At 57.5% G+C, this 15100-nt stretch carries 14 protein-coding genes and 1 tRNA gene; 5 read left to right on the top strand and 10 right to left on the bottom strand.

Annotated features, from left to right (window positions below; translation table 11 throughout):
- Nucleotides 1-70: 70 nt before the first annotated feature.
- Nucleotides 71-1405, bottom strand: a complete 1335-nt coding sequence (locus QMO82_RS31050) for an extracellular solute-binding protein (RefSeq protein WP_183606490.1) — start codon at nt 1403-1405, stop codon at nt 71-73.
- A 166-nt stretch (nt 1406-1571) separates the two neighbouring features.
- Here QMO82_RS31050 and QMO82_RS31045 point away from each other — a divergent pair, with 166 nt between their 5' ends.
- Nucleotides 1572-2186, top strand: a complete 615-nt coding sequence (locus QMO82_RS31045; RefSeq protein ID WP_183606489.1) for a GNAT family N-acetyltransferase — start codon at nt 1572-1574, stop codon at nt 2184-2186.
- 14 nt (nt 2187-2200) lie between these two features.
- Here the strand turns inward: QMO82_RS31045 and QMO82_RS31040 are convergent, their stop codons facing one another.
- Nucleotides 2201-3958 carry a glycogen debranching protein gene (locus QMO82_RS31040; RefSeq protein ID WP_183606488.1) on the bottom strand — a complete coding sequence of 586 codons (1758 nt, stop codon included), beginning with the start codon at nt 3956-3958 and terminating at the stop codon, nt 2201-2203.
- A 200-nt stretch (nt 3959-4158) separates the two neighbouring features.
- Here QMO82_RS31040 and QMO82_RS31035 point away from each other — a divergent pair, with 200 nt between their 5' ends.
- Together QMO82_RS31035 and QMO82_RS31030 are read left to right on the top strand one after the other, a co-directional pair.
- Nucleotides 4159-5340: an ROK family transcriptional regulator gene (locus QMO82_RS31035; RefSeq protein WP_183606487.1), complete on the top strand. Its 1182-nt coding sequence runs from the start codon at nt 4159-4161 to the stop codon at nt 5338-5340.
- 49 nt (nt 5341-5389) lie between these two features.
- The gene (locus tag QMO82_RS31030) at nt 5390-5683 is read left to right on the top strand and encodes a helix-turn-helix domain-containing protein (RefSeq protein ID WP_183606486.1); all 294 of its coding nucleotides are present in this window, start codon (nt 5390-5392) and stop codon (nt 5681-5683) included.
- Between the two features lie 231 nt (nt 5684-5914).
- Here QMO82_RS31030 and QMO82_RS31025 read toward each other — a convergent pair whose 3' ends face one another.
- Together QMO82_RS31025 and QMO82_RS31020 are read right to left on the bottom strand one after the other, a co-directional pair.
- Nucleotides 5915-6127 (bottom strand): hypothetical protein, encoded by a 213-nt coding sequence (locus QMO82_RS31025; RefSeq protein WP_097617610.1) that lies wholly within the window; start codon nt 6125-6127, stop codon nt 5915-5917.
- A gap of 273 nt (nt 6128-6400) precedes the next feature.
- Nucleotides 6401-6616, bottom strand: coding sequence for a hypothetical protein (locus tag QMO82_RS31020; RefSeq protein ID WP_183606485.1), 216 nt, complete (start codon nt 6614-6616; stop codon nt 6401-6403).
- 588 nt (nt 6617-7204) lie between these two features.
- Between QMO82_RS31020 and QMO82_RS31015 the strand changes: the two genes are divergently transcribed.
- Nucleotides 7205-7837, top strand: a complete 633-nt coding sequence (locus tag QMO82_RS31015) for a bifunctional 2-polyprenyl-6-hydroxyphenol methylase/3-demethylubiquinol 3-O-methyltransferase UbiG (RefSeq protein ID WP_183606484.1) — start codon at nt 7205-7207, stop codon at nt 7835-7837.
- Nucleotides 7838-7899: 62 nt separating this feature from the next.
- Nucleotides 7900-8523 carry a hypothetical protein gene (locus QMO82_RS33855; protein ID WP_369685963.1) on the top strand — a complete coding sequence of 208 codons (624 nt, stop codon included), beginning with the start codon at nt 7900-7902 and terminating at the stop codon, nt 8521-8523.
- On the opposite strand, the gene QMO82_RS31010 is transcribed toward QMO82_RS33855, so the two are convergent.
- The 6 genes from QMO82_RS31010 to QMO82_RS30985 all read right to left on the bottom strand — a co-directional run bounded on the left by QMO82_RS31010 (nt 8417) and on the right by QMO82_RS30985 (nt 15091).
- A complete protein-coding gene (locus QMO82_RS31010; protein WP_183606483.1) occupies nt 8417-10183 on the bottom strand; it encodes a phage tail tip lysozyme in 1767 nt (588 codons plus the stop codon). The genes QMO82_RS33855 and QMO82_RS31010 overlap by 107 nt on opposite strands.
- Before the next feature lie 10 nt (nt 10184-10193).
- Nucleotides 10194-11438 carry a hypothetical protein gene (locus tag QMO82_RS31005; RefSeq protein WP_183606482.1) on the bottom strand — a complete coding sequence of 415 codons (1245 nt, stop codon included), beginning with the start codon at nt 11436-11438 and terminating at the stop codon, nt 10194-10196.
- Nucleotides 11439-11495: 57 nt separating this feature from the next.
- On the bottom strand, nt 11496-13163 hold the full coding sequence (locus tag QMO82_RS31000; protein WP_183606481.1) for a hypothetical protein: 1668 nt from the start codon (nt 13161-13163) through the stop codon (nt 11496-11498).
- Between the two features lie 203 nt (nt 13164-13366).
- Entirely contained in the window at nt 13367-13777 is a 411-nt protein-coding gene (locus tag QMO82_RS30995; protein ID WP_183606480.1) for a hypothetical protein, read from the bottom strand.
- A 471-nt stretch (nt 13778-14248) separates the two neighbouring features.
- Nucleotides 14249-14325, bottom strand: a tRNA-Pro gene (locus QMO82_RS30990).
- 97 nt (nt 14326-14422) lie between these two features.
- Nucleotides 14423-15091: an HAD family hydrolase gene (locus QMO82_RS30985; RefSeq protein WP_183606479.1), complete on the bottom strand. Its 669-nt coding sequence runs from the start codon at nt 15089-15091 to the stop codon at nt 14423-14425.
- Between the last annotated feature and the right edge of the window lie 9 nt (nt 15092-15100).

Genomic DNA, 15100 nt, shown 5'->3' with positions numbered 1-15100 from the left:
TTTCAACTCAGGATCGACGAGACACAGGCCACGACCGCCGGGCAGACGGCCGTGACCCGCGCCCGTGCTATTACTTCTTGTCCTTCAGATAGGCCTGATAATCCTTGTCCATGGCATCGACAAAGGCTTCGGGCGTGATCTTGCCCGACAGGAGAAGCGGGGTGTTGTCGTCGATCGTCTTCAGCATCGTCGGGCTGGACCAATCGGGGTAATGGCCGAGCGCATCATTGGCGTTGAGTGTCTTCCACATCTCGATGCCGGAGGTCAGGAGCGGCGTGAGCTTGGGCTTTGCATCCGCCGGGAGCGATGTTGCCGGAAGATAGCCGGCAGCGGCCCAGCTCTCAGCGGCCTTTTCCGAAACCATATAGTCGATGTACTCGCCGGCCAGGTCCTGCTTTGCCTTGTCTTTGGCAAGGCTCGTTATCGCCCAGGCAAGATCCACGCCGCCGACACTCATGGGCTTGGAAATACCCTTCGGAGCGGGAATGGCCATGAAGCCGATATCCGGATTATTTTGCATGTCACCGAAGTACCAGGTCCCGGAGATCAGGAAAGCGCCCTGCCCTGATATGAAAAGCTGGACGGCGTCGTCACCCGAGATGCCTTCGAAGCCTGGGTAGAAATAGCCGCCCTGCGCCCATTGCTGCACGAGTTTGGCCGATTCGATGTTCCCCTTGGTGTTCCAGGAGCCGCCTTTGCCGTAGATCAGGTCGTCAAGTTCGGCGCGATTGGCCGCGTCGATATGTGCCTGATCGATGGCACCGATCATGTGCAGGGCAAGATGCTGCTTGGCCGAGCCCATCATGAAGGGCGCGACGCCTTTTTCCTTCAGCTTGTCGAGATCGGCCAAAAGCTCTTCGAAGGTCTGCGGCAGCGCCACGCCCGCGTCGTCGAGGATCTTCTTGTTGTAATAGAGGCCGACGATTTCGGCGAGGCCTGATATGCCGTAGGTCTTGCCGACCCCAAACTTCGGCCCATCCCAGCGGTCTCGCGCCAGCACGGAATCCGACTGCCGCTTATCCCACCCATAGGTCTTGATGTAGTCGTCGACCGGCAGGAGCAAACCTTCCTTGACCATCGCGCCCATGTCGCCGGCGCCCTGGTTGACCTTGGTGACGACAGGGCCATCGCCTGCCGAAACCGCAAGCTTCAGCGTCAATTTCATGTCATCGAAGGTGCGGGCGGTGCGTTTGATCGTGACACCGGGATGTGCGGCTTCGAACTCCTTATTCAGTTGCTCGATGACCGCGCTCTGGCCTTCGAAGGTCTGGTCATCCCACACGGCCAGATCGTCGGCGCGGGCGGCGGAAAGGCCGAAACTCACAAGCGCCGCGCCGGCAAGCGCGACAGCTGCTTTCAATCGGTATGCCGGCAGTATGCTGATCGATTTCACGGTTCTTTTCATCTGCTCCACCTCATTTGGTTTATTCTCCACTCCCCGTCCGAGCCTTGGCGCCGGGCACCGGCCGAACGTTTCCTTCCCCAGGCCTGCGAATCTGAGGTAATCGTCAACGCATGAGTCTCTCTCGCGACCGATGATGACAAAGCGCCACGCAGGAGGTGGCAAAGCGATGGACACCAGTTGCTTCATCCGCCCGGCGATTGAAGCCGATACCGAAGCGCTTTTCGACATCTGCCTGAAAACCGCCAATGGCGGCGAGGATGCCGGCGCGCTTTATAGCGATCCGCATCTGCCCGGTTACATCTGGTCGGTCCCCTATCTCAAGTTTGCCAGAGACTTTGCCTTTGTTCTCGTGCATGACAACCGGCCGGTCGGCTATGTCGTCGGGGTGTCCGATACCAGCGGATTCGACAAAGAGCTGGAAGCAAACTGGTGGCCGTTCGTGCGCCAGCAGACCGCCGGACTGACGCCCAGCCGTCCGCGCGATGCCGACGTGATCGAACGCATTCAAAATCCGCGCAGCGGAACGACGTGGCTTCAAGACGATTACCCGGCGCATCTTCACATCAACATTCTTCCCGGGCTTCAGGCCGGCGGCTGGGGGCGCAGGATGATCGGCACCGAGCTTCAGGCGCTTCGAAAGCATGGGGTCAAAGCTGTGCATCTCGGTGTCGATCCAAACAACGAACGCGCCAAAGGTTTCTACCGTCACCTTGGCTTTTCCGAATTCGAGCGGGATGGTTCCGTCGCCTTTGCCATGCGCATCGATGGGGAACCCGGCTGAAGCCGATAGCGTGCTCATGACATTGGCTCCGAATTTGCCGCGTCAAGTCCGTATTTTAAAACAACCGCTGCCGGCATGGTACTCCAGCCCTGAAGCAGGGAGCCGCGCCCGTATGGCGGCGAGAAATATTCCACCGCACCGATCCAGCCATTGTCGAGACAGGTTTGCCACCAGCGCGTCAACGCGTAGCGCGCACCTCCAAGTCCGTGGCGAAGGCGTTCTTCGGCATAGGCGCCGTCCCAATAGGGCCAGTCCGAGCCATTATGGTAGCGGTAGGGAAAAGCGGTCTTGGATCGCAGATCGCTTTGCCGCTTGAAGGGCGGATAGGCGCACATCACACCCCAACTGCCATAGGGCTGTTCCTGATTGTGACGCGTTTCGAGTTTGCTTTCAAAAGCGCTCAGCAAGCCTACGGCCTTCTGCCCCGAAATCGCAGCGAACCGCGACAAGGTCAGGCTGTCGAGCACCAAATGATCTTCGACAAAAGCGCCAGGCGTTCCATAGTCGACATATCCTCCCGTCGCCGGCACAAAGAGCTTGGCCTCGATCTCTTCGCGGGCAAGATTTGCTGTCTTGCGTGCGCGTTCGGCAAGCTTGGGATCGAGATCCTCGCCAAGCCTGGCCACCGCGTCCATGGCGCCGACGAAAAGACCCAGATCATAGGAGACCAGCCCCTCGCGATAGACGTTGTCGGCCCAATCCCGGTCGTTGCGCGGCTTCAGCGGGAGAACGCTGTCAGGACCAGCCAGGCTGAGATAGCGGTCCGTGATCGCCTTCACGACCGTCCAGTGTCGCTCCACCTCCGCAAAGTCTTTGGTTGCGCTGACATAGTCGTTCAGGAAAAGAACGAAGAAAAGCGGGCTGTCGAAATGGTCGCTCCACCAATCCTGCGGTCGGTTATGGTACTCCGGAACGGCTCTTTTGTGGGTTTTGGGATTGGCCTTGCTGTCGGCGACAAAGTGCTGCCACGCCTGCGATTGCGCAGGCCCCGTCAAGATCACACCGCTTGGCGCTTCTCCATCCGGCTGCACTCCCTTGGCGAGAATCCGGATCTCGTCGCGCACCGCCTCCGGTGCCAGCATCAGAAGCGGCTGCATCGTCCAGTAACCATCGCGGTAATAGGTCCGCGCCGGAGCGCTATAGGCCTGCCCCGCGGCAAGGCCGGCGAAGGCGCCGTTTTCATCCCGCCTGATGCTGGAAAGGGCGGCGTGGATCCCCTGGCTGACCATGCTGCGCATCAGCGGGTCGGCGTCGGGCGTCAGATCACAGCGCACCACATATTCGGCAGCTTCGGCAATGATCGCTTGACTGGTGAGGTCGAGCGCTTTCTCGCCTTCGTCTCTCGATGCGCCGACGGCAATCCGCAGATCCGACCCGAGAGCGTCCACAATGAGTACGCCCCAGGCCATTTCGAAAGTCTTCCGATGATGGGTCCGAGTGAACTTCGCGCTTGCGCTTTGCCCATCCGGCTCGTGCCACCAGGCGCAACGACGCGCGGGATACACGCCCCGAAGGCCCACACCGCGGATCAACATCACCGGCAGCGACTGCGCAACGAAAACACCGCCATGTTTGGAGATCATTCGGTTCGGGGCATAGGTATAAGGGCCGCCGATTGCAGAAAATCTCACGCGCCCCAGACTGCCGGCGCCCCAAAGGGCGAGATCAGCATAGCCGTCCGGATGAACATCCGCCTGAAGGCGTGGCGCCATGACAGGCAGTAAAACGCCTTGTTCGGCAGAAAGCTGTCCATCAGTCGAGGGCTTTATCATCGGCAATCCCCGCACGTTGATCCCAGCCTACAGGCGGCCCTCCTTTTGTCAAGGACATAGACAAAGTGGAGGCCTTGGTGTACCAAAAGCCGGTAAATGCGATCAGAGACAGCCCAGAATTCGCCGTATCGCGCTATTGGCCAGCCAATAGCGCGCCAATTAAGTATACGCACCGAACTAATTGGATTGAGCTAGCCTGGATGGCAATGACCTCTTCTGTCGTACAGACTCCAATCGCACGAAAAATTTCAACCCATGCCGTGATCCGGACTGTCGTGGCGAGCGGGTCGATCTCTCGCGCCGATATCGCGAAGCTTACCGGCCTATCAAAACAGACGATTTCCGATGTCGTGCGCGACCTCGAAGATGATGGATGGCTGAAAGCGATCGGGCAGACCGATGGGCGCCCGGGACGGAATGCGATCATCTACGAAATCAATGCCAGGGCAGGATTGGCGGCCTCCATCGATCTCGGGGGCACCAAGATTGCCGCGGCTATCTGCGATCTGTTGGGAAATGTGGTTGCCGAAACCGAAGTGCCGACAGACCGGCGCGGCGGAATGCATCTCGTCAATCAGTTCAGCGATCTTGTCGCTGAACTCGCCTCTGCGGCCGGAACGACCGCCGACAAACTCCGCCTCGTCGTTCTGGGCAGTCCCGGCGTGCTCGATCCTGCCACCGGCCATATCAATGTGGCGCCAAACATTCCCGGCATTGACGCCATCAATCTGCGTCAGGTCTTCAGCGACAAGATGGGCATACCGGTGATCGTCGAAAATGACGTCAATTTGGCCGCGCAGGGCGAGAGATGGCGGGGACACGGTGTCGAGACCGGCAATTTTGCTTTCATTGCTCTCGGAACCGGCGTCGGTATGGGCATCATCGCCAATGGCGCTCTGTTGCGCGGCGCGCGTGGCGCGGCCGGCGAGATCGCCTATCTTCCGATCGGTGGAGATGCTTTTGATCCTGGCGGCTTTACGCTGGGAACCTTTGAGACCGCGGTCGGCAGCGTCGCCATGCTGCGCCGCTATATCGGTTTTGGCGGGCGCAACGCATCCACCGTCGCCGATCTCTTCGCCGCGTTCAATGCAGGAGAAACAAGCGCCGTCGCGGCAATCGAAGAGACGGCAAGGCTGGTGGCGGTCGCCATTGCGGCAATCGGCGCAACTCTTGATCCTGAACTGGTGATCACTGGCGGCAGCATCGGCGCAAGACCGGAACTCGTCAACGCCATCCGCGGCTTCCTGCCGCGTTGCACGCCCTATCCGCCACGCATCGAGATCAGCCGTTTCGGGAACCGGGCCGCCCTCATGGGAGGCATGGGGATCGCGGTCGAGCGCATGCATGACGATCTGTTTGGTGTGAAATTGAAGGACGCTTGATCGGCCCGCGCCACTTGAGAACTACGGTGAATGCGCTAGATTTTCCGTCATGATAACAGCAACACAGATACGCGGCGCGCGCGCCATGATCGGGATGAGCATCGAAGAGCTCGCCGCCGCAAGCGGCCTGCCGGTCGAGACCGTAGCGGCGCTGGAAACCGGCGAATTTGCGGGCGAGCCGCATGCGCTGTTCGATGTGCGCAACACGCTCGAGGCGCACGGCATCATCTTCCTGTCGAGCGGCAATCAGGATGAAGGCGGCCCCGGCATCCGGTTGCGCGCACGCACCACGAGCGACGACGGTATCCGGCCGGAGAACCTCAACGCCGCCAACGACGACTGACGGAACCAATCGGTCACCTAGGCGTTCCCGCTGTCTCATCACGTATCGGGGCCCATCACATATCAGGGACAGTCACTTGAACCGCAGCAATGGTCTCTATCTCATCATCGGCATGCTCTCGTCGCCGCCGTCATTGGCCTCGGCGCTTACATCTTCCAAGAGGAGAGCAAGCCGCAGGGGATCGAGATGAGCATCGGCAAGAACGGTGTCTCGATCGAGCAGAACTGAATATCAGAGATAGGTCTTTGCCAAATCGGCGAGTTTGCCGCCGTCCTTCACGCCCTGCCTGTAGAGCTGAATGATGACCGCACCGATCCGCTCGGCCTCCGGCGTTGTCCTGACGAGGCCGCGCTCGTCGCAGACCTTGTCGAGCACCTTTGAAAGCAGATCGAGATCTTCCGAAAACAGCGGTAAATCATGCGGATGGATTGATGATCGTAACATCACGCCGCATTTCCTCCGAGGGCAAACGCATCCACGCTTGCATTGCCGGCCGCCCTCCGCAACCGACAAAAATGATTATGCGCGACGGCTTGAACTTTAGCAACTACGCAGATTTCCCCGAAGCAAAATTGGGGAACAAAATCCTGTCCCGCGCGTTGGTGCGGCTTTTACAGCAGGAGGCAGTGAGCGCAGGCGAGAGCGAAAAACGCCTTCCCTCCCCGTGCGGGTGCTTTCTTCAACCAGCAGCCTAGTTGTTCCACCGTGGCTCTGAGATTAACTGCTGCGGCCGCCGGCGGCGAACTGGGGATGGATGGAGCCTTCCATGATCACCTTGGCGGTAATCTCGATCACCCGCTCCTCGGCGAGTTCAGCAAGCGCGAGGGCGACATCGCCCTCCGACCAGCCGGCTTTGACGGCCTCGTCCGACAGAGCCTGGAACGCACTGGCGAGGGCCTGTTTGCAAGTTAGATTTTGCTTCATATCCGCCATACGCTCGCACTAGGCTATCGTGACCAAGGATAATGTTAATCTACAACGCATCCACACGAATGCGAAGAGATTTCACGTTAGTTAAGTTAAAAATTTGGCTATTTACTCTAAAAACGGTACAGTTTTAACAAAATCCAACAACATCCACCTCCCTCAACTGAGGGATCGCCATAAAAAACTACAGTATTATTTAATCCACACCTTCAAATGGCATTTGCTTGCGTTATTTATTTTAAATAGTTGAAGCGCCAGCACCGACCTAGCGACCGTTGACCGACAAAAATGCGGTGCATCCGGGTTGCGGCCCGTTCTCAGCACCTTCCCGGCACACTGTCAATCAACTTCGGATCTTTCATAAGGCGATCCTCAGGTACCAATCGCCCTTGAGACAGCGTGGTTCGGATAGTGATCAGGCTGAAGGATGCTGCGCGCAGCGGGTAGAGCCGAACGACCCGGCGCCCAGCCGCTGCGAGCGCCTTCGGCGCTAATCACTTTAATACCACAGGGACACCACACTGCCGTCAAAGTCCGCCGTACCCTTGTGTTGCGTATTATTGGGTTGGCGGGCTCACTACTCCAGGAGGCAAAATGTCTATCGAACTAGACGCGACGACCTATGTGCATGCCAAACCGACGACCGCCCATTCCTATATTTTGCCGGCCGTTGTCGATGTTCTTGAGAACAGTTTTCAGGCGGCAAATGAAACGGCGGTCTTCGACCTCGGCTGCGGTACCGGCGGCGCCGCAGCCGTGCTTGCGGAAAAGGGCTATGATGTCGTCGGCGTCGACCCGTCCGCGGACGGCATTGCGAAAGCGAGAACGGCCCACCCCGATCTCCCGCTGGAGATCGGCTCCGGTTACGAAGATCTTTCCAGCCGGTATGGGACCTTCGATGCGGTGATAAGCCTCGAAGTGGTTGAGCACGTTTATGACCCCAAGGCTTTCTCGGCCACCATGTACGATCTGGTGAAGCCCGGCGGCATCGCCGTGATGTCGACGCCGTTTCACGGTTACTGGAAAAATCTGGCCTTGGCCGTCAGCGGCAAGATGGACGACCATTTCATGCCGCTCAAGGACCATGGCCACATCAAATTCTGGTCTCCCGGAACGCTGAGCACACTGCTGCTGGAAACAGGCTTCGAAGACGTCGACTTCGAATATGTCGGCAGGATTCCGCTGCTAGCAAAATCGATGATCGCGATCGCTCAGAAACCGCACTGACGCCCGCCGCTCTGCAGCCATACGTGAGAGATCGCGGAATCTAAACACCGTGATATTTCTGATTGGAATTTCAAGAGGATAAATGGTCGAGGCGACAGGACCCTTCTGACAGTCTGCGGCCGCTAATTGCCAAGGTCTGGCGCTATTGTGAGATCAGCGCCACTAGGGCGAAGACGGTAACGTTGACGGTGCAATACGTCGACTTCACCCAGATTACATGGACAAGAACCAGTGAACGCCCGCTGACATCAGCGGGCGATTTGAGCAGATTGTGTACCTTCTGCTCAAGCCCGTCTTTCACGGCAAAGACGTCCGCCTGCTGGGCGTCACCCTCCTATCCGCGCTTGAGAATGCGGTCGACCTGCAGACTGAGCGACTCCAACTCATTCTCTGGCCGCCATAAACTCATAAATTGGCGGGTTTGGCCGCCTTGCGATATTCCTGAGACTGAGGGAAGCCGCTGTGTTGGGCGGTCCCTGCCTAGTGGCCGTCTTCAGAGTGCGCAGCTCGTGGTTACAAAAATATCGAACTGTACGACCAGCAGGTTTCGGCGCACCGGTCCGCGGCCTCATGCCTTGATCACGCTCCGAGCAATCGGCCCGCTATGGCCATTCGCTTGTCGATCTCTCCCGACGTGTCTTTCGGGCGCTCTACATATCTCACGAATGCCTCAACAGCGTCTTTGAGCGTCGATGCTGAAACGAACGAACGAGACCGCCGGGCCTCGGCAATGATCAACGCAATGTTGTGGTCCGGGTCCATGAGTTGCTCAGCAGAGTACCCCTTTCCCAGACCCGCTGTCTGATTGCATTGGAAGAGTCCGAAGCTCTTTTCCGGAGGAGCGGATACTGCCCTGGGATTTAAGCCAGACTCCCTTATCCCGTTTGCCAACGCCGCCGCCAGTTGATGTCGCGTATTGAAACCCGCTCGCTTGAATCTATCAACGATGAGATCACCGTATCGCTGGAACTCCGCCCTGACCTCAGCCTTCGTCATGTCGAAGGCATCGGCCGCTCCAAACGGAAGATCCTCGGCCAGCATTCGTATCGCCGAAATTTCCGTCACGGCAAACGGCTTCTGCGAGACCTGATCGTCCTGATTGCCTCCGAGCAATTCCACTTTCCGGTTTTCCGCGAACTTCTCGAAGAACGCGACGTGCCCACTTGTCTTGGGGTCCTGGGGCTTCAAAACGACAACAGCGCCCAACGGAATGTCCGATGCACCAAGCGGAAAGCTGCGGTTACCCCAAGTCTTCCAGTTTGCCGCGCGGGCTGGCCCGTCAGGTAGGCTTGCTCCTGAAGTCTTCATGCAGAAGCCGATGAATGCCCCGCACCAATGTGGTACCTTGCCGTTGATGTTTCCGAATCTGATTGCATCGAAATATACCGGAATCCGGTCTGCGTTCACCGTTTCACTTACGGGCCGCGCCAGTTCAGATCGCGCGATCATCAACCATGGAGGAACGCCCGCCTCGGCCTTAGGCAACTCATCAGCCGCCAGGGTTTTAATACGGTCGAATGCAGAGTCGAGCAGACGGGCGAGCACTTCGGAGACGTTCTTAAGGAACGCGGAAACCGTAGTGTCTGGTTTCGTTCCAGCGAGACCCGATCGTTCCGAGAGGGCAGAAATAGTCGCGCTCGTGAGACCAAACTGAGCCAACGTTTGCGACTTGTCCAACACTGGATCGGATAGAGCCACGGCTGTGCTTAGATCGATGAGGTAAGCGAGAAAGAGATCCAGATAACTCGGGACATCGACATCGTTGACGGGATTGCTCCTCGCGGTGCTCGCCTTGCTGAAGTCCTTGGCCGTCTTGCTCATGGCGTATCCGCAGGCGAATATCTGAGCTAGCAGCAATCGGCTGTCACCCGGACCGAATTCTTTCGCGAGGTCTAGACCAGACGACGTCAGGAAATCGCTGAACTCCGTCGAAGTGAGAGCGAGCGGTCCCATCGGCCCGGCCGAGCCCACGCCACCTGCGGAGAGGCCTGTTTCAAAGATCGCGCGCGCGATCAGATAATCGGCAGCGACATACCACGGTGCGGTCTTGGTATCGGCGTTGAGTTCCCGCTCAACAGTCAGACAGCTTCGGATGAAAAACTCTTCATCGAGGGGACGGGGAGCTGGGTCAGGCTCCTCCTTGAAATCGACAGCGAGGATCCACCCGGTCGTTTTGTCGTCGGGAAGAAACACCTCAATCCACTGGGGTGGATCGTTCTGCGTCGCGCCGGCAACAGTCTTACCTGTGCCGAAAAGCTTTTCGCCCGGCCCCACGCGCGCGAGCCGACCTGCATCCGGTTCAGGCATTGCCCTGACCGGCTTAATACCATCCGCGGCATAAACCATCACAGCCCCCTTAAAGTTTATCGATGAGTTCTGCAGTCAATTGTTTGGATAGCGCCGGATCATTGAGTTCAAGACTCAGGCTCGGATCGGCGCGCACCTTCGCGATGCCGGCGCGGATCGTCTGCTCGTCGGCTCCGGCCGGCAGTCGGTCCGCCACTGCAAGGCGTGCATTGAGGAGTTCGATCAGACTGTTGCTCGCGCTCATGATCCCAGACGGGTAGGCTTTCTGTTCATAGAAATTTTGAGCCGTTGAAAGTGAGCAAGGTGGCTGGTCGGCAACCTCGGCTAAATCGCCATCGTCCATCTTGCCGTCGAGGACTTTGCCTGGAATGGATTTCCTGATCTTCCTATACTGCTGCAACACTTTGACGAGCACGACGGTGTGCGGCGTGGGATTGTCGACCTCCTCTGGGGAAGCGCAAATCGCGGTCAGTGCGCTCTGGATGAGCTTCGTCGAACGCAGGCTCGCCTTCGTCGATACCAGCTCGTACTTTGCGTTATTATCGATGGGAGGGTTCGGCGGCCGATAGACCGCCCTCTCGGGTTTGAGCGACTCCCGCCGCAGAAACGCCAGATCGATCAGCGGCGTTTTTTCTGCGCTTTCCAGGGCTCGCGTGCCGCCAAGCTGGTAAGTGGTGATCGTCGTATTGATCTGGTTCTCGATCGTATAGGGCATGCAAAGGCGCAGATATTGACGCAGCACGTAGATTGCAGTCGGACGGTTCTCGACGCGAACAAGTGCAAACTCCTTCCGGAAACGCTCCTGATTCGACAGCACGATCGTCTGGACCGTCGAGTGGTTCACTTCCATCAGGAGCCGAGATTGAGTGTTGTCAAAGCTATTTCGCGCAAATCCGAAGGCTGCAGCGACGATCCCTATGGCAGCTCCAGTAGCACCCGTGGCTGCCATTATCGTGGCTGTTGTGGTGGCGGTATCCGCGATTTGCTTTTGTATGGGACCATTTGTGCGGCGGCGGTTGTCGAGCCACGCCAGGTAACCGTCGCAACGTGCGTCGATGTCGTTCATCCCGGCAAGCGTAAAGCCTTGCCAATCAACTGAACAGATACCTGGCGCTGAGCCAGATTGCCGGCATATGAACGCTACGTAATTGTCCTCGGCGGCGCTGCGCTGCCCCATAGTAGTGTAGGAAAGCTCAGTACCGATGCCCCCGCCGTATGTATCAACCACGCCCTGCGTGCATGCGGAGACAACAAACGAGCAGCAAAGAAGAACAGCAAGCAGTTTGAAACGCATGAGACCCCCACAATCCCAAGTTCGAACGCGATATTAGCAGTTAATGGCTAGAGCGCGTCAGGAGGGCGGAGGTATCAAGTCCGGGCAAGTAAGCGGCTGCCCCTTGCCTTTAACCCAGCAAGGATATGAAAGCTTATCGGTGACATCGTCGCCGACACTGGCACGTGTGGCTTTCTCGAACTTAATCCGTCGGATCTTCTGCGTGTCGCTGTAGAACAGGGAAACCCGATAGACATAATCCAGTTTGGTTGTCGTGGATGCCGAAACCGGCGTTCCCACCGCCGCCACTTCCACACCGGAGCGCGTGTCGGCGTTGGCTACCTCGCCAACCTGAGAGCGACGGCTAACCAGGATCTGGACTGGTGACTCGTCCGATGTTTCGATCTGGTAGCGGTTGAGATGGAATGTATCCAGGCAGGTGATCAGATCGCTTTTCGCTACGTTGTAACCCGTACAGGACGGAAGGAGGTTGTCGCCCGTCATGTCCTCGACCTGCTCCATCTCGTCCTCGAGCTGGTCCTGATAGATCGTCATTGTCGTCATTCCCCGACGAAGACCTGTCGCGAAATACTCAATGCGGTCTTTCGTCGGTACGGTTTGGTTGACCAGCGGTTCGAAGATATGATGTATCGAGATTCTCTGCCAGTCGCTCTTACTGAAGCACACCGATGATTCTTCGGTGTAGGCGACTGACTTTTCACCGCTCGAAAGAAGTTCGTAGATCATCCTGGCGGTGTCGATATCGTTGAATCCGAACGTGTTGAGCCCGATTGTCCGCAATTGCCTGCAGGCATCAGAAAGCCCCGTCGTCGCCGTCTTTTCATATGCGACCGCAGAGAGGATCTTCAGGTCGCCATCGTCGGAAGCGAAGCTCCCCAGAATGGTATTCTTCTTGTCACCGATCGCCGGGAGTTGGTATCCAAGGATCCCGCCGACCGTCGAGTAGTCAACGACCAAATCCTTTGGGCTCCTGTCGGACGATATCGAATTGCCGGCAATGATCGACCTTCGCATTTTGAGCGACACGGTCAGGCTTCCGATGTCTGCGTCACCCTGCCCCGATTTCAATGTGAGTACGCGCTTGACCACGCCGTCGGCGGCCTCGTCGCCAAGTGAAAAGCTGGCGGTCGTTGACTCGTCGGAATTGTAGTAGGCATCGAGCACCGTGTCAGTGACATCCGCGACAGCGTTGAGCGCCGGCTTAGCCGCTTCGGACACTAACCAGGCGTTCGGCGATGCCGTCGCGATAATCGGCTGTACACGATCTATCAATCCCTTGATGTCGTGATCGGCCTTGCTTGTCGCGCGCGCCTTGAGCACGAAACTCAGCGGTTGTTGATCATATCGTATATAGGGCGTCGTGAATTCGAATTGGCCAGATGTTCCAAAGGTCCGCTCCGGCTTGCTCGCGACGTAGGTATAGATTGGGGTTTCAACCGAGTCATAGTTGCCGATTTTCGGCAGAACCGAGAGCGCGATCTCTTGTGCGTCGTCCTTGGTGACCAGACTTTTAAGCGCGTCAAGAACGCTCCTGCTCTCCGCTGACCCGACCGGTTTGCTTTTGAGAACGAAATGGAATTGCAGGGCCACGTAGATTTGTCCGGACGGTGGTACGTAGCCGTCCTTCCAGTTTTGGCAATCCGTTTGAATAAGATTCAAACCCTTCCAGGAAGGTGATCCTCCGTCGACGCAAGTCGTTTGTGCGGCGGCCGCGGTCACGCCCATCAAATATCCAAAAAGAAAAACGCTACAGGCACGCAACATCCATCGCCCCCTCAAAATAGTGGAATTCCTTTACTTATAAACCAAGCTCCGCCTCACCCCGAAGCGAGCCACTGCAGAATTGCTAACGTATTCATCGACCCACGTGAACATAATATACTGTGGTTGCGATAACTACAAGTTGATCATTTCGATACAACCTGCGTTTATGCTCTTGCAAAGATGGGGCTCGGAAAAGGGAAGCTTTTCGCATGAGAAATCAATGCATCTGGTCGAGAGCACTCACGAGCGACGGCCAACAGGGAAACATCTAGTGCGCGGTTGACGTCGTAACTGGTGCGGACGGAGAAGCTACGATAACAATGGGCATTGATCTTTTTCAGCCACTCCCACCCTGGCCGCTCTTTCACATCAATTGCAAATAAAATGTTCCCTTCCTTACCTCGCTCATCGAGTACGAAGGGCGAAAAGCGCGAATACAGCTTTTCTGCGACGCTCGTGGAATAGAGGAAATAGGTAGTAGTATCTATCCGATACCAATCAAGGGCCTTGCCAAAAGCTTTCTTGATCTCAGCGTCATCGCGCTTTTTGAAATACACATAGTAAAAATTAGCCATGGCGATCGTCCTCGATCTGCAGGGCGGCCTTCTTTCGTCGGGAGCATTTATTGCTGCGACGTCACTCCTAACCGGAGAATTCCGAGGTGTACCAACTCGCCGGGTACGCACTCATTAGATGGCTTAACTATAGATCTGGACAGGACCGCCATCTCACCTTCCGGCTAGAAAGCCTTCCCGCCTACAATAGGCTAAATATAACTGCGAGAAACTCACTGCAATGTCGGTGCCGCAGAACCTACCCCACAATTGTGGATGCTGCATTCCATAGACACTTCCCCGGACGATGCTTCCGATATGTTCCCAAGCGGGCTCATGTCCCCAACGAGACTTGATTGGGCACCCATAACGATAAGAGGATTATCCGGGGATTTTCGTTACGAGATTAGCATTTTATATGCTTTAGTTCTAATTTTGCTAGTGGCCTTCCGGCCAATTCATCATTTTTGACTGGGATTTCAAGGGGATAAATGGTCGGGGCGACTGGACTCGAACCAGCGACCCCTTGACCCCCAGTCAAGTGCGCTACCGGGCTGCGCTACGCCCCGACCTGCCGAAACGGCTTGCTTCGTTTAGTTTTTCAGCGCGTGCAATGCAAGCGGAAAAACCTTGCCTCCGACAAAAAGAGGCGGTTTGCCGGAATGTTCAGATCGCAGCGAGCTTCAGCCGGCCTTCGGCGGTCTGGCCGGGCTGCCATGCCTGGTAGTTGGCGATCGAAAAATGCGGTGTTTCGAAGGGGGTGGCGTGAGTTTCAGTGATGACGGTGACATCGGCGCCGGCGGCCTCGCCGGCGAGGATGCCGGCGACGGCATCTTCGAAGACCAGGCATTTCGAGGGATCGACGCCGAGGCGGCTTGCGCCGAGCAGATAACCTTCGGGGCTGGGCTTGCCTGATTTGACCTCCCCGCCGCTGACGATGACCTTCGGCATCGGGATGCCGGCGGCGGCCATGCGACGCCTGGCGAGCTCGATCGGCGCCGAAGTGACGATTGCCCATTTGCCGTCGGCAATGGCGGAGAGGAAGCGGATGGCGCCGGGGATTTCGACGATGCCCGAGACATCCTCCATCTCCTCGGCGAGCAGCAGGTCCGCCTCATGGGCCGGATTGACGCCTGGCAGGCCGAGCCCGCGGATCACGTCGGAAGCGCGGATGCCGTGGATCGTCTTCAGGAAGACCTCCGGTTCGAAGCCGTGGCGCCTTGCCCAGTCGCTCCAGACGCGCTCGACGACGGCGATGGAATTCAGCAGCGTTCCGTCCATGTCGAAGAGGAAGGCGTCGTAGGACTTGTCGAGGATATCATGGAGAGCGGGCACAGATGTTTC

This window comes from Rhizobium sp. BT04 (genome assembly GCF_030053135.1).
GTDB lineage: Bacteria > Pseudomonadota > Alphaproteobacteria > Rhizobiales > Rhizobiaceae > Rhizobium > Rhizobium binxianense.
Note: the sequence above shows the minus strand (reverse complement) of the source record. Positions and strands in the feature narration are given on the sequence as shown.

Bases quoted from the DNA above. Each gene is read 5' to 3' on its own strand.
- QMO82_RS31040 (WP_183606488.1), bottom strand. From the start codon at position 3,958: ATGATAAAGCCCTCGACTGATGGACAGCTTTCTGCCGAACAAGGCGTT.
- QMO82_RS31015 (WP_183606484.1), top strand. From the start codon at position 7,205: ATGTCTATCGAACTAGACGCGACGACCTATGTGCATGCCAAACCGACG.
- QMO82_RS31000 (WP_183606481.1), bottom strand. From the start codon at position 13,163: ATGGGCGTGACCGCGGCCGCCGCACAAACGACTTGCGTCGACGGAGGA.
- QMO82_RS31030 (WP_183606486.1), top strand. From the start codon at position 5,390: ATGATAACAGCAACACAGATACGCGGCGCGCGCGCCATGATCGGGATG.
- QMO82_RS31035 (WP_183606487.1), top strand. From the start codon at position 4,159: ATGGCAATGACCTCTTCTGTCGTACAGACTCCAATCGCACGAAAAATT.
- QMO82_RS31020 (WP_183606485.1), bottom strand. From the start codon at position 6,616: ATGGCGGATATGAAGCAAAATCTAACTTGCAAACAGGCCCTCGCCAGT.
- QMO82_RS31010 (WP_183606483.1), bottom strand. From the start codon at position 10,183: ATGGTTTATGCCGCGGATGGTATTAAGCCGGTCAGGGCAATGCCTGAA.
- QMO82_RS31050 (WP_183606490.1), bottom strand. From the start codon at position 1,405: ATGAAAAGAACCGTGAAATCGATCAGCATACTGCCGGCATACCGATTG.
- QMO82_RS31005 (WP_183606482.1), bottom strand. From the start codon at position 11,438: ATGCGTTTCAAACTGCTTGCTGTTCTTCTTTGCTGCTCGTTTGTTGTC.
- QMO82_RS30995 (WP_183606480.1), bottom strand. From the start codon at position 13,777: ATGGCTAATTTTTACTATGTGTATTTCAAAAAGCGCGATGACGCTGAG.
- QMO82_RS31045 (WP_183606489.1), top strand. From the start codon at position 1,572: ATGGACACCAGTTGCTTCATCCGCCCGGCGATTGAAGCCGATACCGAA.
- QMO82_RS31025 (WP_097617610.1), bottom strand. From the start codon at position 6,127: ATGTTACGATCATCAATCCATCCGCATGATTTACCGCTGTTTTCGGAA.